General features: G+C 57.8%; 23 protein-coding genes and 9 pseudogenes. 16 read left to right on the forward strand and 16 right to left on the reverse strand.

The features are described 5' to 3' along the window. Positions 1 to 10 precede the first annotated feature (10 nt). Positions 11 to 1,687, reverse strand: a complete 1,677-nt coding sequence (treA, locus tag AC6I8M_RS05640) for an alpha,alpha-trehalase TreA (protein ID WP_010617197.1) — start codon at positions 1,685 to 1,687, stop codon at positions 11 to 13. Positions 1,688 to 1,893: 206 nt separating this feature from the next. On the opposite strand from treA, the pseudogene ghrA reads away from it, so the two are divergent. The 3 genes and pseudogenes from ghrA to AC6I8M_RS05655 all read left to right on the forward strand — a co-directional run bounded on the left by ghrA (position 1,894) and on the right by AC6I8M_RS05655 (position 4,175). After that, positions 1,894 to 2,833, forward strand: a pseudogene (gene ghrA / locus AC6I8M_RS05645) (glyoxylate/hydroxypyruvate reductase GhrA). A gap of 19 nt (positions 2,834 to 2,852) precedes the next feature. After that, positions 2,853 to 3,590: pseudogene (locus AC6I8M_RS05650) on the forward strand (phosphatase). Between the two features lie 27 nt (positions 3,591 to 3,617). Next, a complete protein-coding gene (locus tag AC6I8M_RS05655) occupies positions 3,618 to 4,175 on the forward strand; it encodes a TorD/DmsD family molecular chaperone (protein WP_010617194.1) in 558 nt (185 codons plus the stop codon). A 4-nt stretch (positions 4,176 to 4,179) separates the two neighbouring features. Here AC6I8M_RS05655 and AC6I8M_RS05660 read toward each other — a convergent pair. After that, positions 4,180 to 5,122, reverse strand: a pseudogene (locus AC6I8M_RS05660) (CoA transferase). A 46-nt stretch (positions 5,123 to 5,168) separates the two neighbouring features. After that, positions 5,169 to 6,053: pseudogene (locus tag AC6I8M_RS05665) on the reverse strand (DMT family transporter). A gap of 186 nt (positions 6,054 to 6,239) precedes the next feature. Between AC6I8M_RS05665 and AC6I8M_RS05670 the strand changes: the two are divergent. Then, positions 6,240 to 6,492 (forward strand): annotated as a pseudogene (locus tag AC6I8M_RS05670) (glutamine amidotransferase); the annotation flags it as partial. Here the strand turns inward: AC6I8M_RS05670 and AC6I8M_RS05675 are convergent. Then, a pseudogene (locus tag AC6I8M_RS05675) lies at positions 6,478 to 6,663 on the reverse strand (methyltransferase); the annotation flags it as partial. The pseudogenes AC6I8M_RS05670 and AC6I8M_RS05675 overlap by 15 nt on opposite strands. Positions 6,664 to 6,935: 272 nt before the next feature. Between AC6I8M_RS05675 and AC6I8M_RS05680 the strand changes: the two are divergent. Beyond that, positions 6,936 to 8,454 (forward strand): annotated as a pseudogene (locus AC6I8M_RS05680) (aldehyde dehydrogenase family protein). Between the two features lie 430 nt (positions 8,455 to 8,884). On the opposite strand, the gene AC6I8M_RS05685 reads toward AC6I8M_RS05680, so the two are convergent. The 12 genes and pseudogenes from AC6I8M_RS05685 to AC6I8M_RS05740 form a co-directional block, all read right to left on the reverse strand. Continuing rightward, positions 8,885 to 9,259, reverse strand: a complete 375-nt coding sequence (locus tag AC6I8M_RS05685) for a Mor transcription activator family protein (RefSeq protein WP_498013374.1) — start codon at positions 9,257 to 9,259, stop codon at positions 8,885 to 8,887. Next, positions 9,253 to 9,675 (reverse strand): gp16 family protein, encoded by a 423-nt coding sequence (locus AC6I8M_RS05690; RefSeq protein WP_498013375.1) that lies wholly within the window; start codon positions 9,673 to 9,675, stop codon positions 9,253 to 9,255. Before AC6I8M_RS05690 ends, AC6I8M_RS05685 begins: the two co-directional genes overlap by 7 nt. Positions 9,676 to 9,811: 136 nt before the next feature. Beyond that, complete coding sequence (locus AC6I8M_RS05695; protein ID WP_022547326.1) at positions 9,812 to 9,991, reverse strand: hypothetical protein; 180 nt, start codon at positions 9,989 to 9,991, stop codon at positions 9,812 to 9,814. A 246-nt stretch (positions 9,992 to 10,237) separates the two neighbouring features. Beyond that, positions 10,238 to 10,408, reverse strand: a complete 171-nt coding sequence (locus AC6I8M_RS05700) for a hypothetical protein (RefSeq protein ID WP_010617120.1) — start codon at positions 10,406 to 10,408, stop codon at positions 10,238 to 10,240. Then, entirely contained in the window at positions 10,405 to 10,935 is a 531-nt protein-coding gene (locus AC6I8M_RS05705; protein ID WP_010617119.1) for a host-nuclease inhibitor Gam family protein, read from the reverse strand. The genes AC6I8M_RS05700 and AC6I8M_RS05705 overlap by 4 nt, the downstream gene beginning before the upstream one ends. 32 nt (positions 10,936 to 10,967) lie before the next feature. Then, positions 10,968 to 11,198 carry a hypothetical protein gene (locus AC6I8M_RS05710; RefSeq protein WP_010617118.1) on the reverse strand — a complete coding sequence of 77 codons (231 nt, stop codon included), beginning with the start codon at positions 11,196 to 11,198 and terminating at the stop codon, positions 10,968 to 10,970. A gap of 2 nt (positions 11,199 to 11,200) precedes the next feature. Then, positions 11,201 to 11,503, reverse strand: a complete 303-nt coding sequence (locus AC6I8M_RS05715) for an HI_1482 family protein (protein WP_010617117.1) — start codon at positions 11,501 to 11,503, stop codon at positions 11,201 to 11,203. Positions 11,504 to 11,514: 11 nt separating this feature from the next. Continuing rightward, positions 11,515 to 12,669, reverse strand: a complete 1,155-nt coding sequence (locus AC6I8M_RS05720; protein WP_498013376.1) for an AAA family ATPase — start codon at positions 12,667 to 12,669, stop codon at positions 11,515 to 11,517. Positions 12,670 to 12,681: 12 nt separating this feature from the next. Further along, a pseudogene (locus AC6I8M_RS05725) lies at positions 12,682 to 14,470 on the reverse strand (integrase catalytic domain-containing protein). After that, complete coding sequence (locus AC6I8M_RS05730) at positions 14,470 to 15,420, reverse strand: DUF3102 domain-containing protein (RefSeq protein ID WP_498013377.1); 951 nt, start codon at positions 15,418 to 15,420, stop codon at positions 14,470 to 14,472. The pseudogene AC6I8M_RS05725 and the gene AC6I8M_RS05730 overlap by 1 nt, the downstream one beginning before the upstream one ends. Before the next feature lie 12 nt (positions 15,421 to 15,432). Continuing rightward, positions 15,433 to 15,753, reverse strand: coding sequence for a helix-turn-helix domain-containing protein (locus AC6I8M_RS05735; protein ID WP_022547321.1), 321 nt, complete (start codon positions 15,751 to 15,753; stop codon positions 15,433 to 15,435). A gap of 58 nt (positions 15,754 to 15,811) precedes the next feature. Beyond that, positions 15,812 to 16,156 carry a helix-turn-helix domain-containing protein gene (locus AC6I8M_RS05740; protein WP_498013378.1) on the reverse strand — a complete coding sequence of 115 codons (345 nt, stop codon included), beginning with the start codon at positions 16,154 to 16,156 and terminating at the stop codon, positions 15,812 to 15,814. 30 nt (positions 16,157 to 16,186) lie between these two features. Here AC6I8M_RS05740 and AC6I8M_RS05745 point away from each other — a divergent pair, with 30 nt between their 5' ends. The 11 genes and pseudogenes from AC6I8M_RS05745 to AC6I8M_RS05795 all read left to right on the forward strand — a co-directional run bounded on the left by AC6I8M_RS05745 (position 16,187) and on the right by AC6I8M_RS05795 (position 25,098). After that, positions 16,187 to 16,948, forward strand: a complete 762-nt coding sequence (locus AC6I8M_RS05745) for a DUF3102 domain-containing protein (RefSeq protein ID WP_498013697.1) — start codon at positions 16,187 to 16,189, stop codon at positions 16,946 to 16,948. Positions 16,949 to 16,950: 2 nt separating this feature from the next. Further along, positions 16,951 to 17,502: a DUF3486 family protein gene (locus AC6I8M_RS05750; RefSeq protein WP_022547924.1), complete on the forward strand. Its 552-nt coding sequence runs from the start codon at positions 16,951 to 16,953 to the stop codon at positions 17,500 to 17,502. Then, positions 17,499 to 18,815, forward strand: a complete 1,317-nt coding sequence (locus tag AC6I8M_RS05755) for a phage terminase large subunit family protein (protein ID WP_498013464.1) — start codon at positions 17,499 to 17,501, stop codon at positions 18,813 to 18,815. Before AC6I8M_RS05750 ends, AC6I8M_RS05755 begins: the two co-directional genes overlap by 4 nt. A 13-nt stretch (positions 18,816 to 18,828) precedes the next feature. Beyond that, positions 18,829 to 20,258 (forward strand): annotated as a pseudogene (locus tag AC6I8M_RS05760) (DUF935 domain-containing protein); the annotation flags it as partial. After that, positions 20,245 to 21,072 carry a phage head morphogenesis protein gene (locus tag AC6I8M_RS05765; RefSeq protein ID WP_010615546.1) on the forward strand — a complete coding sequence of 276 codons (828 nt, stop codon included), beginning with the start codon at positions 20,245 to 20,247 and terminating at the stop codon, positions 21,070 to 21,072. The pseudogene AC6I8M_RS05760 and the gene AC6I8M_RS05765, both read left to right, overlap by 14 nt. Next, complete coding sequence (locus AC6I8M_RS05770) at positions 21,054 to 21,521, forward strand: phage virion morphogenesis protein (protein ID WP_318285232.1); 468 nt, start codon at positions 21,054 to 21,056, stop codon at positions 21,519 to 21,521. Before AC6I8M_RS05765 ends, AC6I8M_RS05770 begins: the two co-directional genes overlap by 19 nt. Positions 21,522 to 21,761: 240 nt before the next feature. Next, positions 21,762 to 22,880: a peptidase gene (locus AC6I8M_RS05775; RefSeq protein WP_010615544.1), complete on the forward strand. Its 1,119-nt coding sequence runs from the start codon at positions 21,762 to 21,764 to the stop codon at positions 22,878 to 22,880. A gap of 9 nt (positions 22,881 to 22,889) precedes the next feature. Next, a complete protein-coding gene (locus AC6I8M_RS05780; protein ID WP_010615543.1) occupies positions 22,890 to 23,828 on the forward strand; it encodes a hypothetical protein in 939 nt (312 codons plus the stop codon). Between the two features lie 3 nt (positions 23,829 to 23,831). Next, positions 23,832 to 24,185, forward strand: a complete 354-nt coding sequence (locus AC6I8M_RS05785) for a capsid cement protein (protein WP_010615542.1) — start codon at positions 23,832 to 23,834, stop codon at positions 24,183 to 24,185. Continuing rightward, positions 24,185 to 24,646 carry a gp436 family protein gene (locus AC6I8M_RS05790; protein ID WP_010615541.1) on the forward strand — a complete coding sequence of 154 codons (462 nt, stop codon included), beginning with the start codon at positions 24,185 to 24,187 and terminating at the stop codon, positions 24,644 to 24,646. Before AC6I8M_RS05785 ends, AC6I8M_RS05790 begins: the two co-directional genes overlap by 1 nt. After that, positions 24,646 to 25,098 carry a Gp37 family protein gene (locus tag AC6I8M_RS05795; protein WP_010615540.1) on the forward strand — a complete coding sequence of 151 codons (453 nt, stop codon included), beginning with the start codon at positions 24,646 to 24,648 and terminating at the stop codon, positions 25,096 to 25,098. Before AC6I8M_RS05790 ends, AC6I8M_RS05795 begins: the two co-directional genes overlap by 1 nt. Position 25,099 lies beyond the last annotated feature (1 nt).

The raw sequence follows: 25,099 nt of genomic DNA on the forward strand, positions 1-25,099 counted from the left end.
GACGTCAGGGTTATTTCGCCGCGTTTAGCGTCGGCATTGATGGGATGTCGCGCGTGCTGTTACAGGTTTTATTTTTCGGACAATACTTATCCAGCAGCTTCAGCGTTACGCCGTTGGTCCAGCCAAAGCCGTCCTGCAGCGGATACTCGCCGCCGCCACCACCGCCCAGCTGGGCGCCGTCGACCACATACTTCTCGACCAGCTTGTGCTCGCGATCGTAAGTTTGCTGCACATTTTGCAGGAAGCGCTGACCGATCTGCTGCGCCAGCTGGTTCTGCTTATAGTGCTCCAGACCTTCGACCGCTACCCACTGCAGCGGGGCCCAGCCGTTAGGCGCATCCCACTGCTGACCGTTGTTTACCGTAGTGGTGACCAGCCCGCCCGGTTTCAGCAGCTGTTTTTCCACTGCGGCGGCGGTGCGTTCCGCCTGTTTGTCGCCCGCCAGCTGCATATACAGCGGGAACAGCGTGGCGGCGGTCAGCTGATTGTGCACCTGCTTTTTCTGAAAATCGTAGTCGGCATACCAGCCCTGTTTGTCATCCCACAGGTAACGATTGATCGCCGCCTGGCGCTTCTCCGCATCCGCCGCAAACTGCTGCGCTTTGTCATTCTGCTTTGCCAGCTTCGCGGTTTTCGCCAGCGTTTGCTCCAGGTGGAACAGCAGGCTGTTGAGGTCAACCGGGGCCAACTGTGTGGTGCGAATCGAGGCCAGATTGTGCGCATCGGTGAACCAGCGTGAGCTGAAGTCCCAGCCCGAGGCGGCACCCGCGCGCAGATCGCGGTACACCTGCTGTTTATTACGCTCAGGCGCTTTTTTCGCGGTGTTGACATCGTCCAGCCAGGATTCGGTGCGCGGCACGTCATGGTCATCCCAGTAGCGATTGAGCAGGGTGCCGTCGCTCAGCTTCACCACGCGCTTGCTCGCCTGGCCAGCAGCCACCTTGTCGCTGTCCGCCATCCAGTAGTCATACTCTTTTTGCAGCTGTGGCAGATACTGGCGGTAGACATCGTCTCCCTTGTGGCTGGCCAGCAAATCCACCATCAGGCTGAAGAACGGCGGCTGCGAGCGGCTGAGATAGTAGCTGCGGTTACCGTTAGGGATGTGGCCGTATTTGTCCAGCTCGCTGGCGAAGTTGTCCACCATATCCTGCACCCGATCCCAGTGGCCGCTCTCTGCCAGCCCGAGCATGGTGAAGTAGCTGTCCCAGTAATAGACTTCGCGGAAACGCCCGCCTGGCACCACGTACGGTTTCGGCAGTGGCAGCAGCGAATCGTACTGGCTGGCCGTTGGCGTGCTGCGCGTCAGCACCGGCCACAGGCCATTGATGTGCGCGCGCAGGCTCTGGCCAGCGGGCGGCACGTATTTATCCTGGGCTTTGGGCAGGGTGAAGTTGGTATCCACGAAGCGCATGAGATCGAAATTACGCTGACCTTTCTGCATCTGCCAGTCGGCGAGAATCGACGCCGGGTCATATTTGGGGACCGCATCGGCAAAGGTTTTCTGGTCCGGATAAAATCTGGCCTGCTGCACGGCACTGAATAGCGGGCCGAGTCGCACATCCGGCGGCTGCGGTTGGGCGCTGAGCATGCGGCTGTTATCCTCAGCATGCACAGCAGACGCGCTCAGCAGCGCCGCGCTGAGCAACAGGGTAAGACGCGCAGGCGTAAACACTACATTTTTTATCATCGGTTTTTCTCCTTGTCCGAAAAGGTGGTGCGCTAACGCATTGACCACCCGAACAACTTTAGACGTTAACGCGCCGCTTAGCCTTTTGCAGCGGCGGAAATGTGAAGCCTTCGCGATTAATTGCCGGAAAATTGCGGTGCCGCGCGGGTTTTTACTTGCCCTGCGCCGCTATTTGACTGAGGCTGAAAGAAAAAAAGGAGAGCAGTATGGAGATCATCTGGTATCACTCGTCACTGAATCCGCAGCCGTGGCTGGACGGCATGTGCCAGCGACTGCCGGAGGTGCGCATCCGCCACTGGCAGCCGGGCGACAGTGCGCCCGCCGACTACGCCATTGTGCGATCGCCGCCGGTGGAGATGCTGGCGGGACGGGCGCTGCGTGGCGTATTCGCCATGGGGGCCGGCGTGGACGAAATTTTGCGGCAGCTGCGCACGCACCCTGAGATGCTGGCTGATGCGGTGCCGCTCTACCGGCTGGAAGACACCGGCATGGCACGCCAGATGCAGGAGTATGCGAACTGGTGCGTGCTTGGCTGGTTCCGCCGCTTCGCCGACTATCACCAGCAGCAGCGACAGGCGCTATGGCAGCCGCTGCCGGACCGCGAACGTGCTAATTTTAGCATTGGCGTGCTGGGGGCGGGCGTGCTCGGCCGCAGCGTGCTGGAGAGCCTGCGCCAGTGGGGCTTCCCGCTGCGCTGCTGGAGCCGCTCGCCGAAGCAGATGGCGGGGGTCACCACCTTTCACGGCCGCGACCAGCTGGCGGATTTTCTCGCTGACAGTCAGGTATTAATTGATTTGCTGCCCGCCACGCCGGAAACCAGCAATCTGATCGATGGCGCCTTTCTCAGCGCGCTACCGCGCGGCGCCTGTTTCCTCCACCTCGCGCGCGGTGCGCACGTGGTGGAGGCCGATCTGCTGGCGGCGCTGGAGAGCGGTCAGCTGGCCGCCGCAGCGCTGGATGTATTCCAAGGTGGAACCGCTGCCGGCCGCGAGTCCGCTGTGGTCTCATCCGCATGTCATTATTACCCCCCATAATGCCGCCACCACCTTGCCGCATGAGGCGATGGACTATATCGCCGGTGCCATCACGGCACTGGAGCAGGGCCAACAGCCGCGCGGTCTGGTCGATCGTCAGCGCGGCTATTAATTCAGCAGAGGAGAAGAGGATGTATCCCGTCGATTTACATATGCACACCGTGGCCAGCACCCATGCTTACAGCACGCTGCACGATTACGTCGCTCAGGCGAAACAGAACGGCCTGAAGCTGTTCGCCATTACCGATCACGGTCCGGACATGGCCGATGCGCCGCACTACTAGTATTTTGTTAATATGCGCATCTGGCCGCGCGTGATTGACGGCGTCGGCGTGCTGCGCGGCATTGAAGCCAACATCAAAAATCAGCAGGGTGAGATTGATTGCAGCGGACCGATGCTGGATGCGCTGGATCTGATCGTTGCCGGCTTCCATGAGCCGGTCTATGCGCCGCGTGACAAGGCTCACCACACCGAAGCGATGATCGCCACCATGGCCAGCGGACTGGTGCACATCATCAGCCATCCGGGTAACCCGAAATTCCCGGTGGATATTCGCGCCATCGCGGAAGCCGCCGCGCACTACGATGTGGCGCTGGAGATCAACAACTCGTCGTTCACCCATTCGCGTCCGGGCAGTGAACCTAACTGCCGCGCGATTGCGGAAGCGGTGCGTGACGCTGGTGGCCGGCTGGCGTTTGGCTCCGATTCGCACACCGCGTTTACCCTCGGCGATTTCGAACACTGCCTGCATATTACGCGCGAAGTGGATTTTCCGCAGGATCGCGTGTTAAATGTCACGCCGCGTCGCCTGCTCGACTTTCTCGAACAGCGCACCGGCAAACACATTGCGGAATTTGCCGACTTTTAACTTTTTTGCCTCAAGGAATTCTGTTGCATGAATGAGTTTTCCATTCTCTGCCGCGTCATCGGCTCGCTGTTTAATCGCCAGCCGCAGGACCCGCTGCTGGTGCCGCTGTTCACCCTGTTGCGCGAAGGCAAACTGAAAGATCAGTGGCCGCTGGAGCAGGATGAACTGCTGACCCGGCTGCAGCAGAATAGCGATCCGCAGGCGCTGGCGGCGGATTACAACGCGCTGTTCGTCGGCAGCGACTGCAGCGTGCCGCCGTACGCCTCACAGTGGCCGAACGGACCGCAGGAAGCCGAGGTGCGGGCGTTTTTAACCTCGCGCGGTATGCCGCTGAGCGAGTCGCCGGCCGATCACTTCGGCGTGCTGCTACTGGCGGCATCCTGGTTGGAAGATCAGTCTGCGGAAGATGAGTCAGCGGCCCAGCTGGCGCTGTTCGATGACTACCTGCTGCCGTGGTGCGGCGCCTTCCTCGGTAAAGTGGAAGCCCACGCCACCACTGCGTTTTATCGCACGCTGGCGGCGCTGAGTCGTGAGGCAATTCAGGCGATGTATGACGAACTGCGTGAAGAGGGCGACGACGCCTGAGTCGTTACCAGCAGGGATGGCTGCTGCCGGGCGGTTGCGCCGGTGCCGCGCACAGCATCGGTGTGCCGGGCAGATAAGCCGCGGCGCGCAGGCGCTCGCCAATCCCCCAGCGATTGATCTCCAGCGCGCTCAGCGCATCGTGTGGCTGCGGCGTAATGCCGCGCTGTTCGCCTTGTGGCGCCGCGCCGTGCTGCTGAAGCAACAGCGCGGTGCGCGCCAGCGACAAACGCGCCTGCCAGTCAGTGCCGTTAACGCGGCGCTGGCGCAATCCTTCCAGCACTGCGGCCGCCATCATATAGCCGGTGGCGTGATCCAGCGCCTGCACCGGCAGCGGCGTCGGTTTAACGCCTGCCTGCCAGCACATACTCTGTTCGGCGATGCCGCAGGCCATCTGCACCAGGCTGTCAAAACCGCGCCGGTTGCGCCACGGCCCGTGCCAGCCCCTGCGCGTGCTGCTGCCACTGCTGTGCGCTGTGCATCCAAGCTGCACAGCCGCCGGCGTCGACCACGGCCTGCTCCAGCGCATGTCCCTGCCAGCGTGCCACCACCGCCGCCAGCGATGACCGATTGGCGTGCTCGCCCAGCACGCGTGCCATGGCGGCGCGATGATGCGGTGCGTTGGTGTGCAGGCGGATCCAGCCATCCTCGCAGGGATAGTCACCGGCCAGCGCATCCCACTGGGCGGCTGGCGGACGGTTCAGCGGCGTCAGGCTGTGCTGAAACCAGCGCGAGGCTAGGCGGACGTTGACGCTGACCGGGGCCGGACGCCCCAGCAGATCGCTCAGCGCTTGGCTGGCGAGGCCGATGCTGGTGGCGGCGAGTTCGCTAACGGCAAAAGCCGAGGGGAAGCTGTCGGTCTGAAGAAAGTCGATCGTCGGCGCATGTTCCGCACCCCGCAATCCCTGCCACAGTTGCTGCCACAATGCGGCAGCGCGTTGAGAATCCATGCTAAACCTCCGGAAAACTCGCGAGCTTCAAGCATAGCAGAAGGGACTAACGGCGGCGCAGGCGCGGAAAGCGGGCATGCATGCGCAGGTTACGCAGGTTAATCACCGCAATTGCCGTCCCCAGCACCACCAGCGAGGCACCAAGAATTTTGAAGCTGTTCATGCTGTCGCCCAGCACCAGCACGCCCATCAGTACCGCCAGCACCGGCGTCAGCAGCGAGTAGGGCATGATCAGGTTGACGTTATATTTTTTCAGCAGCGCATACCACAGTGTGTAGGCGACAATTGACGAGGCGAGGGCGCTGTACAGGATGCCAAACTAGGCGCGCCAGCCGGCGTGACTCAGCGCGGTAAACTGCTGCGATTCAGTCAGCCATGAGGCCGCGCCGACAATCGGCACCGCAAGGAAGGAGATCCAGCCGGTGAGCGTCAGCGGTTTAATCGGCGGTGACTTTTTCACAATCATATTGCTCACCGCCCAGCCGGTGGCGCTGCACAGCAGAATACATAGCACCCACCACGCCGGAATTGTCGGGCTGCGGGAGAGCATCACCACCCCGGCCAGCGAGATGGCGATACCGCACAGCTGCACCAGCCGCAGTTTCTCCTTCAGCACCAGCATCGCCAGCAGCATGCCAATCGGCGTGCCCAGCTGGACCACAATGGCGCCGGTGCCGGCATCGGTATAGCGCATGCCGACAAACAGCAGCGAAAAGTGCATGAAGCCAAAGGTAAACGCCAGCGTCAGCAGCCACGGCAGCTGGGCGCGCGTGATGCGGCAAAACGGCACCAGCACGATAGCCACCACCACAAAGCGCATCCAGGTCAGAAACAGCGGCGGAAGCTCCAGCAATCCCCACTTTATCGCCACGTTATTAAAAGCCCAGATGCACACCACTATCAGAACCAGAAAAAAATGCCGCACCGCCACGCTGCTGTCCTTTGTTTTATCGAAGTTGTCACCGTCTAATGATGGCACGAAGGCGATCGGTTGGCGCACGCGGGCGACGCTTTTTTTCGTAATGGCATTAGCTTATGCCGAAAAATCCAGGACAGGGGACAAATTTACTGTCAGAGTGGATGGCCGAAACACGATCATTTGAGGACCGTATTCGGCATGACACAGATCCGCGCCTTACCCCTTGCTCTGATTCAACTCGAAACGCCGCCGCCGCAGGTGGTGGCAAAAATTGGTGAACAACCGCAGTGGTTTATTGAAGCCTTGGCGCTACAGCCGGATGATTATGTCATTGTGCGGCCGCATCTCGGGGAAGATGCTGCCGGCTTTCTCTGGCATCAGCGGTGCGATTTTCAGCGGCTCGTGGGCGATGGTGACCGATCACGCCGACTGGAGCGAGCGCACCGTCGCCGGCACCCAGCTCGGCAATGCGCAGGCTGTGCTCCCAGTTGACCGTTTCACACATGGCGCGACACAGGGCGGCTGAAGAGGGCGTGATGCTGCCCATTTTGCGCGGATTGCGGATAAATTGCTGAACGAAGTTCGCTTTGGCGCGCATTACCATCAGGGCTGAAGCCAGCATCTTGTTCTCCTGTTCACGGGTCTGCTTCATATTGACCGCACAAATCGCACATGTTCCGCTTTTCATCACGCTTATGGCCAAACTCGGAATTATCTGTCTGCGACAGGCGCAGGTTATGGCGTGACGGCAGGGCAGCTTCTTAATGCCCTATTTTCCTTCGATGCGGTCACAGTTTCCCGCTGAGCGATCTGACAGGCTGGCATTGTTCGCTCAATGTTAATAACAAGTTTAAATGTTGTTAATCGCCACTCTGTCCCGCAAGGAGAAACACCATGCGTTACGCTGCTCCGGGAGAAACCGGTTCTCTCATCCATCTGCAATCGCGTTATGGCAACTTCATCAACGGCGAATTTGTTCCGCCGGTGAACGGTAACTATTTTGTTAACACCACGCCGATCAACGGTTCGACCATCGGCGAATTCCCGCGCTCGGATAAACAGGATATCGACAACGCCGTGGCCGCCGCACAGGCCGCTGCGGACGCATGGGGCAAAACCTCGCCGCAGGCGCGTTCACTGCTGCTGCTGAAAATTGCCGACCGGCTGGAAGCCAATCTGGAAGCCATCGCGGTCAATGAAACCTAGGATAACAGTAAGCCGGTGCGTGAAACCCTGGCTGCTGATTTACCGCTGGCGGTTGACCACTTCCGCTACTTCGCCGGCTGCGTGCGCGCCCAGGAAGGCACCGCTGCAGAGATCGACGAGTTCACCGCCGCCTACCACTTCCATGAACCGCTTGGGGGCGTCGGACAAATTATTCCGTGGAACTTCCCGCTGCTGATGGCGGCGTGGAAACTGGCGCCGGCGCTCGGTGCCGGTAACTGCGTGGTGCTGAAGCCCGCCGAACAGACGCCGCTCTCCATTACCCTGTTGATGGAGCTGATTAAAGACCTGGTGCCTCCGGGCGTGATTAACGTGGTGCACGGCTACGGCAAAGAGGCCGGCGAGGCGCTGGCTTCGCATCCGGGTATCGCCAAAATGGCCTTTACCGGATCGACCGTCACCGGCGGCCACATTCTTGAACTGGCGGCAAAAAGCCTGATCCCGTCCACCGTCGAGCTGGGCGGCAAGTCGCCCAACATTTTCTTCGAAGACATCATGCAGGCGGAGGAGAGTTTCATCGAAAAAGCGGCAGAAGGTGTGGTGCTGGGCTTCCTCAATCAGGGCGAAGTCTGTACCTGTCCGTCACGCGCGCTGGTGCAGGAGTCGATTTTTGAGCAGTTTATGGCGGCGGTGATGAAGCGCATCCAGACGATTAAACGTGGCTCCGCTCGATACCGCGACCATGATCGGCGCGCAGGCGTCGCAGCAGCAATTCGACAAAATTCTCTCATACTTGGAGATTGCTCAGCAGGAGGGCGCGCAGGTGTTGCACGGCGGCGGGGTGGAGAAAATCGGTGAGGCGTTTGCCAGCGGTTACTACATTCAGCCGACGCTGCTGAAAGGTGATAACAGCATGCGCGTCTTCCCGGAGGAGATTTTCGGACCGGTGGTCGGCGTGCTGACCTTTAAAGACGAAGCGGAAGCGATTGCCATCGCCAACGATTCGATTTACGGGCTCGGTGCGGGCGTGTGGACGCGTGATATCAACCGTGCTTACCGCGTAGGTCGCGCGATTAAAGCCGGTCGCGTCTGGACCAACTGCTATCACCTCTATCCGGCGCACGCCGCGTTTGGTGGCTATAAAAAATCCGGTATTGGCCGTGAAACCCACAAAATGATGCTCGATCACTATCAGCAGACCAAAAATTTGCTGGTCAGCTACAGCACGCAACCACTCGGCTTTTTCTGATTTAACCGGCAGCGGTGCGCGCCGCTGCCACCTTCATGGCAACGTCACACAGCACTGTCACAGTGCTGACAGAAAAAACAGATTATTCCCCCTGTTATTAAGACGCGTCTTGTCGATATTAAGAGGCGTAAGTTTATACAGTAACGCACCGTTTTTAAGGAGAGAAGATGAACACCCTGTACCACTTTCAGGAGCAGCACGACGAAGTGCTGGATGCGGTCGAAGAGAATATCATTACCGTAAATCTGCCGGGCCGCTAGGCGATCTACGTGATTGGCCAGAACGACGACGATGCCGATCTGTTGCTGGTGATAGGACGTGAGATATTTAAAAGGGAAACGTGCGATAAATGTGGATCTACCTGGGACAAACTGGATCTATCTGGGACAGGTTACGGTAATTAAGTTTCACTGTGTGAAACAAGAAACAGTCATCGAGGCGGCTTATCTTCATCTTCAAACAGATTGCCCTGGATGCGGGCCAGTTCTTCTTTTTTAACCCGTTTGACTACCGAATAAATCCACTGTAACGAGACTTTGTATTTACGCGCCAGCGCGTGGTGGTTATGGCCGTTGAAGTCAGCAAATATCTCCCGGTCACGCTGATTAATTTTCCACATCAACCCCATTGGAAAATAGACATTTTGCCCGCCCCAGACCGCCATCATCTGACTGGCGACGGCATCACCTATCTGGCTGGCGACAGCAGGGTCAACATCGATAATCTGCCTGACAGTCTGGGCGGTGTGTTCGGCCAGCTCAACCAGTAACTCCGGCCCTTTGCTACGAAAGGTATTCTCTAGCATGATGCTGCCCTCGCCACGCGCTTTTGCCACTGCTTGAGTTTCTCGATAACCTGGCTGGCCTGTTGGCTGTCCAGCCAGTAAGGCGAATCACAGCCGGTTTCCCGTTTAACAAAGTGGGCCAGGGCTGTTGCTGACGCATCACGGACAATGCCCTCCTGGGCCATTGCCTGCCACAGGGCCTGCATTTTCTGGAGTTGCGGACGGTCGGTCTGCTTTTTTGTATTGGCTTGATGGGGCTGGATACGGAAGCCTTGTGTCTTCAGGGCGTTTAACACCTGCGCCAGTTGACCGGGATTCAGGGCTTTTGCCGATGTTTTCCCCGTCAGCCTGTGCAGCATCTGGCGGTAAGTCGCGTCATCCAGTTTGAGCTGGTGGGCGGCAATATGGATTAACTGCAGGTACTTTTGTCGGGTCATCGGTGACGTCCTTTATCGTTGTGGTCGGGGTCAGGTTTCCTTATGCGGTGAGCAAAAAATAATCCTTCGGGGTTTGAAGGATTATAAAATGAATGGCGTTATTATACAATTGAATGGTTTACATGCCGCTTTTCCGCTATGACTTCTTCACGCAAATCGCCCTGGCATCAATATCCCTGAAGGTTTCAAATTTTTTCGCAAACAGTCTGGCGGCCTGCTGACAGGCGGTTGCCGTGTCAAAATCCTGTGTATGCAGGGAGGAAAAAACATTATCGCTATAAGGACTGGCGTACATGGCCAAAATTAATATCCACATGGCGATGTCCTCCCCGTTAACCGGCGGGTTTATTGTGAGTGTGTGGCGTTGATGGCGAATTTGTCGTGATACCTTTTAGTGGCACGACATCCCAGTTAAGTATCCAGGCGCTATAAGGCTGTCCGCAGTGTGGGCAGGCCAGCAGCAGGTCAATTCCCCACTCGCCGCTTTCCGGTTGCTGGATAATCCGGGCCTGGGCAGGATTCAGGTGACGGGTTGCCTGATGGCAGCTGATGCAGGTAATGCTCATAACGGGTTTTCCTTATCTGAGTCGACGATGAGTCCGGCCAGTATCCCGAAGGCATGTTGAAATTCACAATACGCGGCGGCAGAATGGTCTGCCCGCAGGTGATGCATGGCGCGGTTTATGTGCCTTTCAATCTGGCGGCGCAGAGGTTTTATTTTCTGATAGCTCATGAGGTCACCTCCTGCCCGAAGGGCGTAATAATGAAATCCTCAAGCTGGTGATGAAAGGTAATGCCGCGAATATTAAGGGGCCTGATGGTATCCTGATTTTTTAGCAGGGCATTTTTATCCACCTGTGCCTTGCGAATAATGCAGTGGTGTTGCCCGTTTTCTTCCAGCGCCTGCAGGATATCGTCCATTCCTTTTAGCGAAACGGATGGCGGGCGGTTACGCCATGACACCTCGCCGGTTATCAGGTTGGCGGTTTTGGTTTTGCCGTTTTGGGTAAGCTCCTCCCGGTTGGCCTCGCACCAGGTCTGGATACCTTTTTGCAACAGGGTGATGCGGGCCTTCATGGCTTCAATATCAGCCGCATGCTGATGCGTTAATCGTGCAATTTCATCATTAATCTGCGTCTCCAGTCGGGTCATTTCCCGCTGGATATCGCCCAGATTTTTAATATCGCTTATCACCTGCTCACGAGTTTGCGGGGTGCAGGCACCCGCCGCGGCTTTAAGCCGCGTTATTTTCTTTGCCATCTTTTTTACCTTTTAATTAACAACGTCGGGAATTAAACGCGCTCGAAAATAATGTCTTCAGGGGCGTCAGTGTGTTGAATATGCTCAAATAAATTCATGTGGTATCGGGCCGCTATTTCACCAAGACGCTGGTCTTGTTCATTAAAATCACGGCAGTTTTCGCAAATCGATAAATAGGTTTCATAGTCCTGTTCGGTAATATCCACGGTTTTTGCCAGATAAACCGATTGTCGTGCGGTAATACGGACAGGGCGTGTTTTCATGATTAACGTACCTCCCAGGTGATTCGGCAGTTATCTTGCAGGAACTGGTATTTTTCCCAGCGGCCCTGACGGTCAGTACCCAGGGCATAGCGAACGGCATGGCCCTTTTGATGTAAGGCATCACACCGTCGGTCATGCCGCAGGATAATGGTCGGACGGCTATAGCCATCAACGGTAAACTGACTGACGGTAAAGCCCTCCTGGCTGAGTTTGTCCATCACCGACAGGCATTGCCTGAACTGCTGCTGGATGGCCTGGTAGGTCATCGCTGACGGGTTTTTAATGGTCACGGCGGGGTTCAGCATAAAAGCCTCCTTTAATGCACACTGTGAATAATATTGGCGTCGATAACCGGGATGGCGTTCTCGGCGGCCAGGTTCATGGCGTCGGTCACCAGATTGCCGACAGCGAGCGGGTAAAGCAGGCTGACCGGCGTGTCTTTTTTCGGGCGCAGCCAGCTCAGGCGTTGACGCAGTGCCGGTATCGCGTCCGGGCCGAGAACGTTGTTCATGTCGCCACCGACGCGTTTAAACCTGAAATCAAGAAAGTCGCTCAGGTGTTCATCCAGCGGCGGCAGGTCAATGACCTCGCAGCGCTGTACCACTTCCCTGACCGCTAACAGGCGCTCGGATAACTTGTCGCCCAGCTCGGGTTGTCCCAGCAGGACGATGGACAGCAGTTTTTTAAAACCGTCTTCCAGCTCAAAGAAGCGTTTGAGGTGCTTTAAGGTCGGGATGGGCAGGCAATGGGCTTCTTCAGTCACCAGCACATGGCTGTACCCGGCACGGCTGCTCTCTTTTAATAGTCGGTGTAACTGACGGAAGCGGGCTTCGGGTGAGCGTTTGAGTTTTTCCAGTGGGGCCAGGGTGTGGACAATAGCCTCGGCGAGACTGGCGGCTTTGAGGGTCTTGCCCTGATGGTCGTTGTCTTCCATCGCCAGCACGTAGGGTTCAATCACCACCACCGGGGCGTTTTCCCGATAAATGCGGTCAGTCAGGTCACGACGCAGGGTACTTTTACCCGAACCGGATTCCCCGATAACCGCGATAAAGCCGCCATAGCGGGCGGTCTGGTACAACGCCTCGCGCACATAACGGCTTTCAGGGGTTAAAAACACATCTTCATGACCCTGTACCGCGTTGTCATCAAACGGGGCGCGAAACAGCCCAAAATGCTTTTTGGTGGCAGGCAGTAATACCTGTTTTTTGAGTAACATGGTGTCCTCCTCGTTGCTGGGTGGTGTGTGCTTTTCCCTGCCGCCGGACGTAACCCCGTCAAAGCAGTCGTCCGTCGCGATACCCTGGTCACGTAACCAGGCCCGGATACGGTGTTTTAGCGCGTCGGTGTCCTGTTTCGGCCACTGGTGGTGATTGACTATCTGCGCCAGTGTCGCCCCGGAAAGGTCAAGCGCCCGGGCCAGTGCTGCCTGTGTCAGATTGTGTTGTTGTAACAGGGTTTTCAGTTTCAGCATGATGGCCTCCCGTTAACCGTGACTGGCCAGGGGGACCACCACCCCGGTGGACTGGGCCATCAGTTCATCACCCAGCGCGTCGACCTGGTCGGCGGGGATGCCGTCCGGGAAGCGCTGGGTCAGCGTGGTGTAAAATTCACTGCGCCAGGTCTTGCCCGCCGCCTGAAAACGCGCACGCAACTGTTGAACCACCACGACCGGGTTTAATCGCTCTTCAAAACGCGGGGCACAAACCGTGGAGACCTGCCCCTGTCTGGGGAGGTAAATCGGTGGGGTATCGCGTTCATTATCAAGATAAGGGTTAAAGCGACCGCCCAGTGGCAGCGCCCTGGCTTTTTGCGCGGCAGCGGTTTCCCCCGGTGTGGTGGTTGCCATACAGGGTCTGCCCGACTTCCGCCAGATGGTGTTGCGCCGTGGTGTGGGGTAATGCCCTGAACGATTCGCCGGGTGTCGGGCTGTTGAGGTCAAAGCCGTAGTCGTCTTTCGCCACTTCCGGCATCCGGCAAAAGACTTCCAGTCCGTTCTCATTCATCATGACCACCTGCGCTTTACTGTCGCGCCAGGGGTTGCGCACTATCTGTACAGTGTCGCCCACGCAAATGCCGGGGACTTGCCGTACATCGTATTCACTCCCCCTGAACGACACGCGAAGGTGAGTGCTGACCTTACGGTTTTCCGGCAGACTCACCGCCAGTTCGCGGCAGACGTCAACAGGCGGTGCCTTGATTAACTGTCCAGGGGTAATACGCAGCCAGCAGTCGGTGCGGGTCATGCCGGTACGTCGGTGGATGGCGGTACGGTTGTATTTTTTACGCCATAACCCGACCAGGCGGTTGAGTTCATCAATATTATCGACTTGCACAAACCGCAGACCGGATTCAAAATGGCACTCGAGAATGTCACGCGCCTTTTCCACTGAGCCGGTGGCGCGGGCATTGCCGGCTTTATGGGCGATAAGCTGAATACCGAGGGTTTGACACAGGTTGCGCAGGGTGGACGAGACCAGCGCGCAACCGGGGTCGGTATAAAGGATGCGCGGCACGCCATGCAGGACGTCGGCCCCACCGCGCTCCTGCATGGCATTAATCAGTACATCGGTAAAGTTTTGTGTCGTTTCGCCGCCGAAGCGGTACTCGGCGTAAATCCAGCCGCTGGTATGGTCAGTCAGCTCAAATGACCAGACGCGGTCGTTAACAATGCGGTCGAGATTTTTTGGCTTGTTCTTGTTAAATTCCGCCTCACTCATCATGTGCAGGCCGGTGTCACGAGTCGTGCTCCGCTTGCCTGGGTTTTTCAGGTAATAAAGCACACACAGCGACGCATCCAGTTGCCAGACATGATTGGGATGGTTGGTTTTTAGCTGGACGCAAGGGGCAGGCGCGCCTAACTGGCTGGGGTGCAGGCGGTAACGGTACAGCGCCCGGCTGATGGCATCCACCGACAGGGGGTACCACTCGCCGGTCTCGTTATCAGTATACCCGGCATGAATCAGGTTGTTCGCCCGCAGGTCATTAACCGCCTGCTCCAGGCTGTAAAGGCGTTTGCCGTTCTTGCGATGCGAGGCCATCATCACGCCGGATATCTGCAGGGCTTCCTCACGGGTCAGGGCACTGGTGCCACAATCCACCCGCTGCCTGCGCGGCGGTTTATAGCTCACCTGTTTAATTTTTCGCAGCAGTGTGGCTCTGGAAATGCCGAGTGCCTGGCAACCTGTCTGATAAACAGCGTCTTTGCCGCCATGCCCGGCTTTTTCGGCAGCCTGGGCAATCGCCAGTATGCGTTCGGTCAGGATGGGGTTCATTACTCCACCTCCTCGCCGCTATCCTGTCCGGTACCGCGTAAATGTTCAGGTAACTGAAAATCCGCGTCTTCTGCCTCTGCATCGGCGTTTACCCAGTCAGGTACGGTCTCTGACGGGGCGTGATGGGGCAGTGTAAAATCACTGCGTAACACATTGATTTCAAACTCAATATCATTAAGCAGGCCCGCTAAATAGTCGGCGTGGGACGTGATATCACCACTGTGACTACTCAGTTTTTCCAGCCCTTCCCGAAAGCGGCCCATTAATATGGCTTTAACATCAAAGCCCACCAGGCCAATCTCTTCACGGAGCTGACGTATTCCCTCTTCCCCTAATGGGCGATGCTGATCGAGCAGGCGTTTTTCGCTCAGTTCATTGAACTTTTGATCTTTCTCATTGGCCAGGCGGCGGCTGGCTTTAAGTGACTCTTCCGTTTCACGCAGTTTTGCCCTAAGTTCCCGCACCGACATGCGGTCAACCTCATCGAGCGTCAGGCCCGCGATGGTGCCGCCTTCGGCCAGTTCGGCGAGGTCTTCGTCGTCTTCGGTCATCAGTTCAAAGAGCTTAGCTTTACCTAAACTCGCTAACGTTAGCGAGTTTTTCTGTAACAATGGTGATGTATATTTCAAAGCTGCTTTCATTATCGAATTTGCAGTTCTATGAGCCATTCCTAGTTTTTCAGTAACTATCTTAGTAAACTCCCCATGCGGCTCATTCTCTTTAAGAATAATCAGTCGCTTCCCCGCCTCCAGCATGGCTTCGGCACTCTGTGCCATATAGAAGCGCGCCTCATGCACAATACGTTCTCTTTCATAGGGCAGGCCTTCGCCGTACCTGTCCATAATCGCCTGCTGATGTTCAGCCAGGGCGTTAAGATTGTTCATTAAATCCGGCGACAGGGGCTGTTCGGGGGTGATTTCAGCCGTTATCGGTAACGCTTTTCTACCCATGATTTTTTCCTCTTACGGTTTTGACGGTGAGGCTACGCAGCGACCCCGTCGTTCTGCCATCCTGATTTGCGCCCGTTCGGTTTCATCAAAAAAAGCCAGGGCAATCTGTATCAGTTCTTCACTCAGGGCGTAATTCCCGTTGAGGCGCCGTTCAACCATGCCCTCTTCCATTAAAAACGGCAGGGTGCGACTGATATTGGCGGGTGAGTCATTGATAAGCGTCGCCAGGGCTTTATTGGACAGACCCTCGCGGTAATGCCCCTTCATGGCTTTCAAAATACGCAGCGCCCGCCGTGTGCGTGAAGAAGCATGGAGCGATAAGGTGTTTTTCATCGGAGAGCCTCTTTTTCATTAATGGAAATTATGTTACCGTCAGTGAAACGGGCGAATGTTATTTTTTATAGCGCTTTTTACCTGATGGCATGGGTTTTCCCATTATCTGTTCAATAGCCTGTTTAATTTTGCGCGCTTCCCCGCGCCAGCCCTGGCAGGAGCCATCAAGCAGCATGTATACCTGATAAGGTTTAAAGCCGGATTGGCGTGCCCATGCCGCCACCGTCGGATAGTCCTGATAGACGCGGTCATAAAAATTTCGCTTAAAGTCGGCGGGGTGTTGTAGTGACATTGTTTTGCCTCCGTCATAAAAAGTTAAAAATAAACATACCAATACATGCGAAATAATGTAAAGTCTTTTTTTGTCTGTTTTTGTATATCTCTTATCACCATTAAAAATCACTGGCTGTTATCGGCCTAGAAGGAGACCTGTATGGCAAAGAAAAAAGCGGCAACCAGCCTGTCTGTAACTACGGCGGACAATATCACGATTGCGGGGGGGGCAATTGCATACCCTGAAAAAAAGGCAGAAAACAGCGCCCAACAGGAGGTGATGGCGCGTTTCGGAGATGGCTTACCCTATGAAAGAGAACGTATTGTGCATGAGGCGCGCTTCTATATGGCACAGAGTGCCGAAGCCATGCTGGAGGCGGGGAAGCGACTGATTATTCTTAAAGAGAATGAGCCGCATGGGGAGTTTACTAAGATAGTTACTGAAAAACTAGGAATGGCTCATAGAACTGCAAATTCGATAATGAAAGCAGCTTTGAAATATACATCACCATTGTTACAGAAAAACTCGCTAACGTTAGCGAGTTTAGGTAAAGCTAAGCTCTTTGAACTGATGACCGAAGACGACGAAGACCTCGCCGAACTGGCCGAAGGCGGCACCATCGCGGGCCTGACGCTCGATGAGGTTGACCGCATGTCGGTACGGGAATTGCGGGCAACATTGCGTAAAGATGAAGCGGCGCTCAAGCGCAGCCAGCAACTGGTGGCCGAAAAAGAGAAGCAGTTGCAACAGTTAAGCCAGCAACTGACCGATAAAACCTTTCCGTCTGCCGCGAGCGATAAGCAGGCTCCGCTCGATACCCAGCAGTGGGTGACGCTGACCCTGGAAGGGGTGAACCAGGTGGAATACGTCACCGACGATATCCCCGGCATTGCCCGCCCCGCCAGATACTGGAGAGAGTGACGATGGCACCGCGCAGTCATATCGATGTATTGCCTCCATCGGTGCGTGAATGGCTCGACCGGGCGCTGACGGAGCGCAATTTCAGTGGCTACCGGGAGCTGGAGACCCTGCTGCGGGATAAAGGGTACAGCATCGGTCGGGCGCAGATTTCCCGCTACGGTCAGAAGGTGCAGCGCCGCTTTGCCGCCATTCGTGAAGCCACCGAGATGGCACGCGTCATTACCGAAGGGGCGGAAGACGACCAGGACAAGCGCTCGGAGGCGATTATCGCCACCATTCAGGCCGATATTCTGACGGCGCTCATCGACGTGCGTGAGGCCAGTGATGAAGAGATGGCGCCCGCAGAGCGTGCGTCGCTCCTGGCCAGGGTGGGCAAAAGCATTGCCACCCTGACCCGCTCGTCGGTCAGTCTCAAACGCTATCAGGCAGAGGTGCGCGATAAAATTGCCGCCCAGCTGGATGTGCTGGAGCTGGAAGTCAAAAACAACGACGGCCACGTCAGCCTGGAAACCGTGCAGCGTGTCCGTCAACAGATTTACGGGATCATCCAGTGAGCGCGGCACTGGAGCTTTACCCTTACCAGCAGCGCTGGCTGCTTGACCGGCCGCGCTTTAAAATCGGCCAGTTTGCGCGCCAGACCGGCAAAACCTTTACCACCACGCTGGAGCTGGTTGATGACTGTTTTGAGACCGAGGCCCGTGGCGGTCGCACCCGCTGGGTCATTCTCTCGCGCGGGGAACGCCAGGCCAAAGAGGCGATGGAAGAAGGGGTCAGAAAGCATTGTCAGGCGTACGGTCTGGCCATCCGTGAAATCGAAGGCAGCGTGAAAGGCTCGGGCAGCGAGCGTTACACCCTGCTGGAGGCAGTGCTGCCCGGCGGCTCACGCATTACCGCACTTCCCGCCAACCCCGATACGGCGCGCGGCTTTGCCGCCAATGTGTTTCTCGATGAATTTGCCTTTCATGCTGACAGCCGCAAAATCTGGGCCGCGCTGTTTCCGGTGATATCGAACGGCTACAGGCTGCGCGTCACCTCCACCCCCAATGGCAAGGGCAACAAGTTTTATGAGCTGATGACCGACCCGTCGCTGGACAGCGTCTGGTCACGCCATCGGGTCGACATTTACCAGGCGGTCAAAGACGGCCTGCCACGGGATGTAGCCGCCCTCAAACAGGCGCTCAATGATGAAGACGCCTGGGCGCAGGAATTTGAACTGCACTGGCTGGATGAAGCCGCCGCCTGGCTTTCCTATGACCTGATTGATGGCGTAGAGCACCCGCAGGCCGGCAAGCCTGAGCACTATAACGGCGGTCCCTGTTTTGTCGGGGTCGATATCGGTCTGCGCCATGACCTGTTTGTGATATGGGTGATTGAACAGGTGGGCGATGTGGTCTGGACACGCGACATCATTACCCGCAAGCGTGCCCCGTTTGCCGAGCAGGATGCGCTGCTCGATGCGGTCTTTGCCCACTACCGGGTACTGCGCTGCTGCATCGACCAGACTGGTCTCGGCGAAAAGCCCGTGGAGGATGCCAGACGCCGTCATGGTACCCATCGCGTCGAGGGGGTGCTGTTTACCGCCAGCAATAAACTCACGCTGGCCACGCGCGGTAAAGAGGTATTTGAAGACCGCCGCTTGCGACTGCCACAGGGCGATGGCGCGTTACGCGCCGATTTGCATAAACTGAAAAAAGTGATGAGTCCGACCGGTGCACCGCGTTTTGTGGCCGAGAGCGATGCCGCCGGGCACGCTGACCGTGCCTGGGCGCTGTTTTTAGCGCTCAGCGCCGCCGACCAGCCCCACGGCCCGGTGCGCGCTTACTCCTGTTGCCCGCGTCAGGCCTCATTGTTGCTGGAGGGATATTGATGATTATCGATAAAAAGCGTTGTTCAGTGACATTGCTACCCGCGCCCGCAGTCCGGCGGGCCTGGGACAACTGTTCGGCCATTTACCCAATCCCGACCCGATATTACGCGCCAGAGGCCAGGCGATTAGCGTCTACCGCCAGTTACGCGCTGAGCCGTTGGTGGGTAGCAGTATCCGGCGGCGTAAATCGGCGGTCAAATGCCTGGAGCGCGGACTGGAGCCGGGGCAGGCACCTGCGCCTGTGGTGCGCTTTATTGAACAGACCCTGGCGCAGTGGGACATAAACCGCCTCATCGGCGAACTGCTGGAGGCGGCCTTTTTGGCTATCAACCCGCCGAACTGAGCTGGGCAAAAGACGGGCGCCATCTGGTGATGACCGATGTGGTGGGCAAGCCGCCTGAGTTGTTTACCTTTGATACGGAGAATCGCCTGCGCTTTCAGGCCCCGCAGTCCGGCCTGGCGGGCGAGTTATTACCGCCGCGCAAATTTGTGGTGGCGACGCAAGACGCCACCTTTGATAACCCCTACGGCTTTCCCGACCTGTCAATGTGCTTCTGGCCGGTGACGTTCAAGAAAGCCGGCTGGTCGTTCTGGATGCGCTTTACCGAGAAGTACGGCAGCCCCTGGCTGGTTGGCAAACACCCACGCGGCACCGCCGATGCGGAAATCGACCTGCTGCTCGATTCGCTCGACAAGATGGTAGAAGACGCGGTGGCGGTGATCCCCAATGATTCCACGGTGGAAATTATTGAATCCGCGGGCAAGGGGGCCTCCAGCGACATCTATCGCCATCTGATTGAACTGGCCCGCTCTGAAATCGTCATTGCCCTGCTGGGACAAAACCAGACCACCGAAGCAGAGACCACGCACGCCTCGGCACAGGCCGGACTGGAAGTCGCCGCCGATATCCGCGATGGCGATGCGTCCATGGTGATGAGTGCCATCAATCAGGTACTGCGGTTTATGGTGGAGCTTAATTTCGGTGAGGTGCCAATGCCTTCATGGGAGCTGTGGGCGCAAGAGACCATTGACGAGACCCAGGCCAAACGCGATTTGAGCCTGTCGCAGGCCGCCACGCTGTTTACCCCGCAATACTTTATGCGTGAGTACAACCTGCAGCCGGGCGACCTGCGCGAGTCTGCGGTCATGACGCCCCTGACGAACGCGGCCTTTGCCGAAACGCAGTCCGACGCCGCCGGGCTGGCAGAGGATGAACTGGAGCACGCGCTGGAGAGTCTGATAACCAGCGGGCAACGGGATAAGGCCATGGAGCCGATACTGTCTCCGCTGTTTGCCGCCGTCGAGCAGGGCCAGTCTCCCCAGGCATTAATGGGCATGCTGGCAGAAATGTATCCGCGTATGGCGGCTGACCGTCTGCAGGCGCACCTGGCGCGGATTTTATTTGTGGCGAACATCGCCGGGAGGCTCAGTGCTCAACAGTAACGACATTGCCGTCTGTTTTGGCCTGCCGCCTGCACGCGCCATTGCCTACCTCCGCGCCAAGGGCTACCGCATCACCTGGGACTGGGAGGAGATGTGGCAGGAAGCGCATGCACACGCCTTTACCGTGGCGAAAGTGATGCGCCTCGATATTCTGGAGGATATCCGCCAGGCACTGGAAAACGCCCTGGCGGAAGGCAAGACCCTGCCGTGGTTTAAAAAGGAACTGACCCCCATACTGCAGGCCAGGGGATGGTGGGGGAAAACCGATACCACCGACCCCGTCACGGGCGAGCCGGTCACCGTTCAGCAGGGCAGTGCATGGCGGCTGGAGACGATTTACCGTACCAATCTCTCTATGCTCTACAGCGCAGGACGCTGGGCCGAGCAGCAGGCCAATATCGATGATCGGCCTTACTGGATGTACGTGGCCATCCGCGATAACCGCACGCGCAAAAGCCATCTGGCGCTGCATGGTTTGGTTTTTCCGGCGGAGGATCCGTTCTGGCAGACCTTCTATCCCCCTAACGGCTGGCGCTGTCGCTGCAGCGTCATTGCGCTCTCTGCCGACGACGTGCGTCAGCGCGGGCTGGCGGTGAGGACGGCAGCCGGTCGACTGGAGACGGCGCTCAGACTGGTCTCTGAAAAAACCGGGGAAATGAAGCCGGTGACCACCTTTCATTTACCGTCCGGTAAAACCCTCAGCCCGGATGTCGGCTTTTCCTGTACACCCGGTCGTGCTTACGAGCCTGACTTCGCGCGCTACGGCGGCCCGCTGGCTGCACTGGCGCGTCAACAGTGGCGAGGACCATCATGAAAGACCTGATGCACATTCAGATTGATGCCCGCGAACTGGCAAAGGCGCTACGCGACCTGAGCCTCGCCGGGCAGGACATGACGCCGCTGATGCGCGCCCTGGCAGAAACCCTCAAGACCGAAACCGACCTGAACTTCGAGGATGAGGGGCACCCGGCCTGGCAGCCTTCCGTGGCCGCCCTGGCCAGAGAGGGCATGACCTTGTCGGCCAGCGGCCAGCTACGCGGCAGTGTCACCACCGACTACAGTCGCCATCATGCCACGGTGGGCAGCCACCTCGATTATGCGCGTATTCATCAACTGGGCGGCAAGGCCGGACGCCAACGCCGCGTCACCCTGCCCGCGCGACCGTATCTGCCTGTTGATGAGCAGGGCGCGCTTCAGCCCGGTATCGAACAAAAACTGCTGGCGTCGGTGCTGCGCTATCTGGAAAGGGCCACCCGCCGCTAACGCCCGTGGCGCGTTTTACGGCGTTCAGGCGGGTCAGTTTACCCCTGAACGCCCTGACGGCCTTTATAAACCTTTATAAAGGCTTTCCTGCGCCCTTTTTATCACCTGCGTTGACGGTCGTCGCCTTTTAACGGCATGATGTGGGTGACCCGCCGTTATCCGTACATTCTTAAACCCCTTTAAAAGCCTGCCCCGTTTTCACACGCCACACTGTCCCCCTGTCTATTGACCGGAGGGGACATGAGCACACTCCATATTTTCAAAACCGGTACGCATACCGATATGCACGGCAACCGGATCCAGTTTAGCGAAGCGGCGGTCGCGGCGATGGTGCAGGCTTACGATCCGGCGCTGTACGATGCGCCTATCGTGGTCGGGCATCCTGCGCTCGACGCCCCTGCCTACGGCTGGGTAAAAAGCTTGGTGGCACAGGGTACTGATGTGCTGGCTGAACCCCAGGACGTCGACCCGGCCTTTGCCGAACTGGTGGCGCAAAAACGCTACAAGAACATTTCTGCCTGTTTCTACTCCCCCGATGCGCCCGGCAACCCGAAGCCCGGTAACTGGTATTTGCGCCATATCGGTTTTCTCGGCGCACAGCCGCCCGCGATTAAGGGCCTCAAGCCTGCCGCGTTCAGTGAAGCGGAAGAAGGCGTGGTCGAGTTTGCCGACTGGAGCAGTACAACCAGTGCGTCACTGTTCGCCCGGCTGCGTGACTTTTTGATTGAGAAATTTGGCCGTGAAGCGACCGATGCGGCGCTCCCTGCGTGGCAAATCGACGCGCTGCGCGACGCAGGCCAGGAAAGCGACAGCGTGCGTCCGGCTTTCACTGAAAGCACCACTACCGCCCCGGCATCCCCTACACCATCAATTCCCCCCACCACTGAGGACAACACTGTGGATGAGAAAGAAACGCTGCGCCTGGCGCAGGAGAATGCTGACCTGAAGCGTCAGCTTGAGGCGCGTCGCCAGGCCGACAGTCAGGCCGAACAACGTCAGCGTCATGAAATGAATGCCGCCTTTGCCGACGGTCTGGTCAGCGAAGGGCGTCTGGCCCCTGCCGCCAAAAACGTGGTGGCGGCGCTGCTGGATGCGGTTGAACGCGGCGACCAGCCAGTGGCCTTCAGCGAGGGCAGTCTTACCCAGCCGCTGGGCGAGGCGTTCCGACACGTGCTGAAAACCTCCCCGCCGCTGGTTTGTTTCAGCGAGGTGGCGACCAAGGCACGCGGTACCCCGTCAGGGCAGTCGGTGGAGTTTGCCGATGCTGACCCGGTCGCGCTGGCCCTGCACCAGAAAGCGCAGGCCCTGGCGACGTCTGAAAACATCAGCTATGAAGCGGCGGTCAAGCGCTGCCTGTAAGGAGAGAGTATGTCTGATTATCTCAAGGGGAAGCGCATCGCTGACCCGGTACTGACCACCGTCGCCCGTGGCTATAAAAATGCCGCGTTTATCGGTGAGCAGCTGTTCCCGATGGTGATGATGGAAAAGGAAGGGGCGAAAGTACCCACCTTCGGCAAGGGTCTGTTTGCGGTGTATGAGACGCAACGCGCCGTCGGTGCCGACAGCAATATCATGATCCGCGAAAAGCAGGACGCGATGGACATCGTGCTGGATGAACATGATTTGGCGGCACCGGTGGATTACCGCGAACAGGCCGAGTCGATGTTCAATGAAGAAGCCAAGGCGGCGAAACGTGCCACACAGGGGATTGCCCTGCGCCGTGAGCGGTATGTGGCCGAGCTGGCGCAGGACAGCAAAATTTATCCGAAAGAAGCCGTCAAAAAACTCACCGCCGCCACAGGCTGGGGTGCCAAGGACAGTAATCCCCTCAAGGATATTGAGGCCGGTATGGAGGTGGTGCGCAACAACATTGGTCTGCGACCGAATGTGATAACGCTCGGCGCGTCGGTGATGGCGCTGCTGCGCTTTCATCCCGCGCTGCAGGCCGCTATCGGGGCTAATGAACGTAAACGAATCACAGAAGAGATGCTTAAAGACCTGTTCCAGGTCGACAGCGTGCTGATTGGCCAGCCGCGTGCCCTCTCCCAGGATGGCAAGACGGTCTCTGATTTGTGGGCGGACAACGTGATGCTGCATTACGTGTCCGGGCCGCAGGCCGGTAGCGATAGCGCCGATGAGCACGAGCCGTCATTTGGTTACACCTTCCGCCGTCAGGGCATGCCGATGGCCGATAAGTTTGACAGTGCCGGGGGCAAGGTGGTGAACGTGCGTTACACCGATATCTACAAGGTGGCGGTGGTAGGCAGTGATGCCGGTTATCTTATCACCAACGTCAAAGGAGCCTGAGTCATGGTGACCCAACAGGTGGTACTGACCACCACAATAGTGGCCGTCGAGACGTTAATCCAGCACCGACTGGTCGGCATCTCCGGCAAGGTTTTTAAAGGCAGCGGTACCGAACTCGGTGTGGCTGACATCGCGGGCAAAAAAGGCGATGTCGTGCCGGTCAATGTCCTGGGCATTATGGCGGTCGAGGCCGGTAGTGCCATCAGTGTCGGCGAATTACTGAAATCCGATGATCAGGGTCGGGTTATGCCGGAGTCTGCTCTGGAAAAAGGCGCATTACCGGCCTCCACGGTCGGTGTCGCGCTCGATAGCGCCACTGCCGAAGGCCAGCTTATCCGCATGGTGCGAGGTATCTGATGGATTACTGCACACCTGATGATGTGGCGGCGGTTATTCCCCGTCAGACGCTGATTGAGCTGACGCAGGACGGGATGACCATGGCGATTGACCAGGCGCTGCCGGATGTCGTTAATGAAACTGTGGTGAATGACGCCATCCGGTATGCGGTCGAGCTGATTGATGCCCATCTGCGCGGGCGCTATACCCTGCCGCTGACCCAGGTACCCACTGTCCTCAGGGATTTGGCGCTGAATCTGGTGTGCCATGCCCTCTATCGCCGCCGCCCTGAAGGTGACCTGCCGGACGCGGTGAAGGAAAGCTATCGCGCCACAGAGAAAACCCTGGTGGCGTTGCGCGACGGCAAGCTGACGCTGGGCATTCAGGCAACGCAACGGGATATGCCCGAGCCGGGGGAATACCGTGTCCGCAGCCGGGAACGGCAGTTCGGTGGCCCTGATGGCCTGCTGGAGCGCTACTGATGGATACCTGCACCCTACTGAGCGCGGTGGTTGAACGCTTGCGCCTTCAGCTGCCAGGGCTGCATGTGGATTTCTTCCCTGAACGGCCTGAGCAGTTTCGCCTGAATCATCCGCGCGGGGCGGTGCTGGTCAGCTACGGCAAATCAAATTTTGGCCAGACGCAGGATATCGGGGTGGTTATTCAGCCGCAGACCGTCAGACTGACCGCCACGGTGGTGGTGAGACAGCTTAACGGCAAAGACGGCGCGGTGGCGGTGCTTGACCAGGTGCGCCAGTGTCTGGGCGGCTGGCGGCCACCCGACTGCCAGCGTGATATCTGGCTGGTCGAGGAGGTCTTTTTGGGGCAGCGCGAGGGGCTGTGGCAGTACGCGCTCACCATTGAGACCGTGACGGTTTTTATCCAGAACGACAGCCCCGAAGACCATCCCCCCGTTAACCCAGATAAACCCTGAG

It is taken from the genome of Type-A symbiont of Plautia stali (assembly GCF_059731155.1).

Coding starts and splice junctions, on each gene's coding strand:
- treA (WP_010617197.1), bottom strand. CDS start 1,687: ATGATAAAAAATGTAGTGTTTACGCCTGCGCGTCTTACCCTGTTGCTC.
- AC6I8M_RS05655 (WP_010617194.1), top strand. CDS start 3,618: ATGAATGAGTTTTCCATTCTCTGCCGCGTCATCGGCTCGCTGTTTAAT.
- AC6I8M_RS05685 (WP_498013374.1), bottom strand. CDS start 9,259: ATGCTAGAGAATACCTTTCGTAGCAAAGGGCCGGAGTTACTGGTTGAG.
- AC6I8M_RS05690 (WP_498013375.1), bottom strand. CDS start 9,675: ATGACCCGACAAAAGTACCTGCAGTTAATCCATATTGCCGCCCACCAG.
- AC6I8M_RS05695 (WP_022547326.1), bottom strand. CDS start 9,991: ATGTGGATATTAATTTTGGCCATGTACGCCAGTCCTTATAGCGATAAT.
- AC6I8M_RS05700 (WP_010617120.1), bottom strand. CDS start 10,408: ATGAGCTATCAGAAAATAAAACCTCTGCGCCGCCAGATTGAAAGGCAC.
- AC6I8M_RS05705 (WP_010617119.1), bottom strand. CDS start 10,935: ATGGCAAAGAAAATAACGCGGCTTAAAGCCGCGGCGGGTGCCTGCACC.
- AC6I8M_RS05710 (WP_010617118.1), bottom strand. CDS start 11,198: ATGAAAACACGCCCTGTCCGTATTACCGCACGACAATCGGTTTATCTG.
- AC6I8M_RS05715 (WP_010617117.1), bottom strand. CDS start 11,503: ATGCTGAACCCCGCCGTGACCATTAAAAACCCGTCAGCGATGACCTAC.
- AC6I8M_RS05720 (WP_498013376.1), bottom strand. CDS start 12,669: ATGCTGAAACTGAAAACCCTGTTACAACAACACAATCTGACACAGGCA.
- AC6I8M_RS05730 (WP_498013377.1), bottom strand. CDS start 15,420: ATGGGTAGAAAAGCGTTACCGATAACGGCTGAAATCACCCCCGAACAG.
- AC6I8M_RS05735 (WP_022547321.1), bottom strand. CDS start 15,753: ATGAAAAACACCTTATCGCTCCATGCTTCTTCACGCACACGGCGGGCG.
- AC6I8M_RS05745 (WP_498013697.1), top strand. CDS start 16,187: ATGGCAAAGAAAAAAGCGGCAACCAGCCTGTCTGTAACTACGGCGGAC.
- AC6I8M_RS05750 (WP_022547924.1), top strand. CDS start 16,951: ATGGCACCGCGCAGTCATATCGATGTATTGCCTCCATCGGTGCGTGAA.
- AC6I8M_RS05775 (WP_010615544.1), top strand. CDS start 21,762: ATGAGCACACTCCATATTTTCAAAACCGGTACGCATACCGATATGCAC.
- AC6I8M_RS05780 (WP_010615543.1), top strand. CDS start 22,890: ATGTCTGATTATCTCAAGGGGAAGCGCATCGCTGACCCGGTACTGACC.
- AC6I8M_RS05785 (WP_010615542.1), top strand. CDS start 23,832: ATGGTGACCCAACAGGTGGTACTGACCACCACAATAGTGGCCGTCGAG.
- AC6I8M_RS05790 (WP_010615541.1), top strand. CDS start 24,185: ATGGATTACTGCACACCTGATGATGTGGCGGCGGTTATTCCCCGTCAG.
- AC6I8M_RS05795 (WP_010615540.1), top strand. CDS start 24,646: ATGGATACCTGCACCCTACTGAGCGCGGTGGTTGAACGCTTGCGCCTT.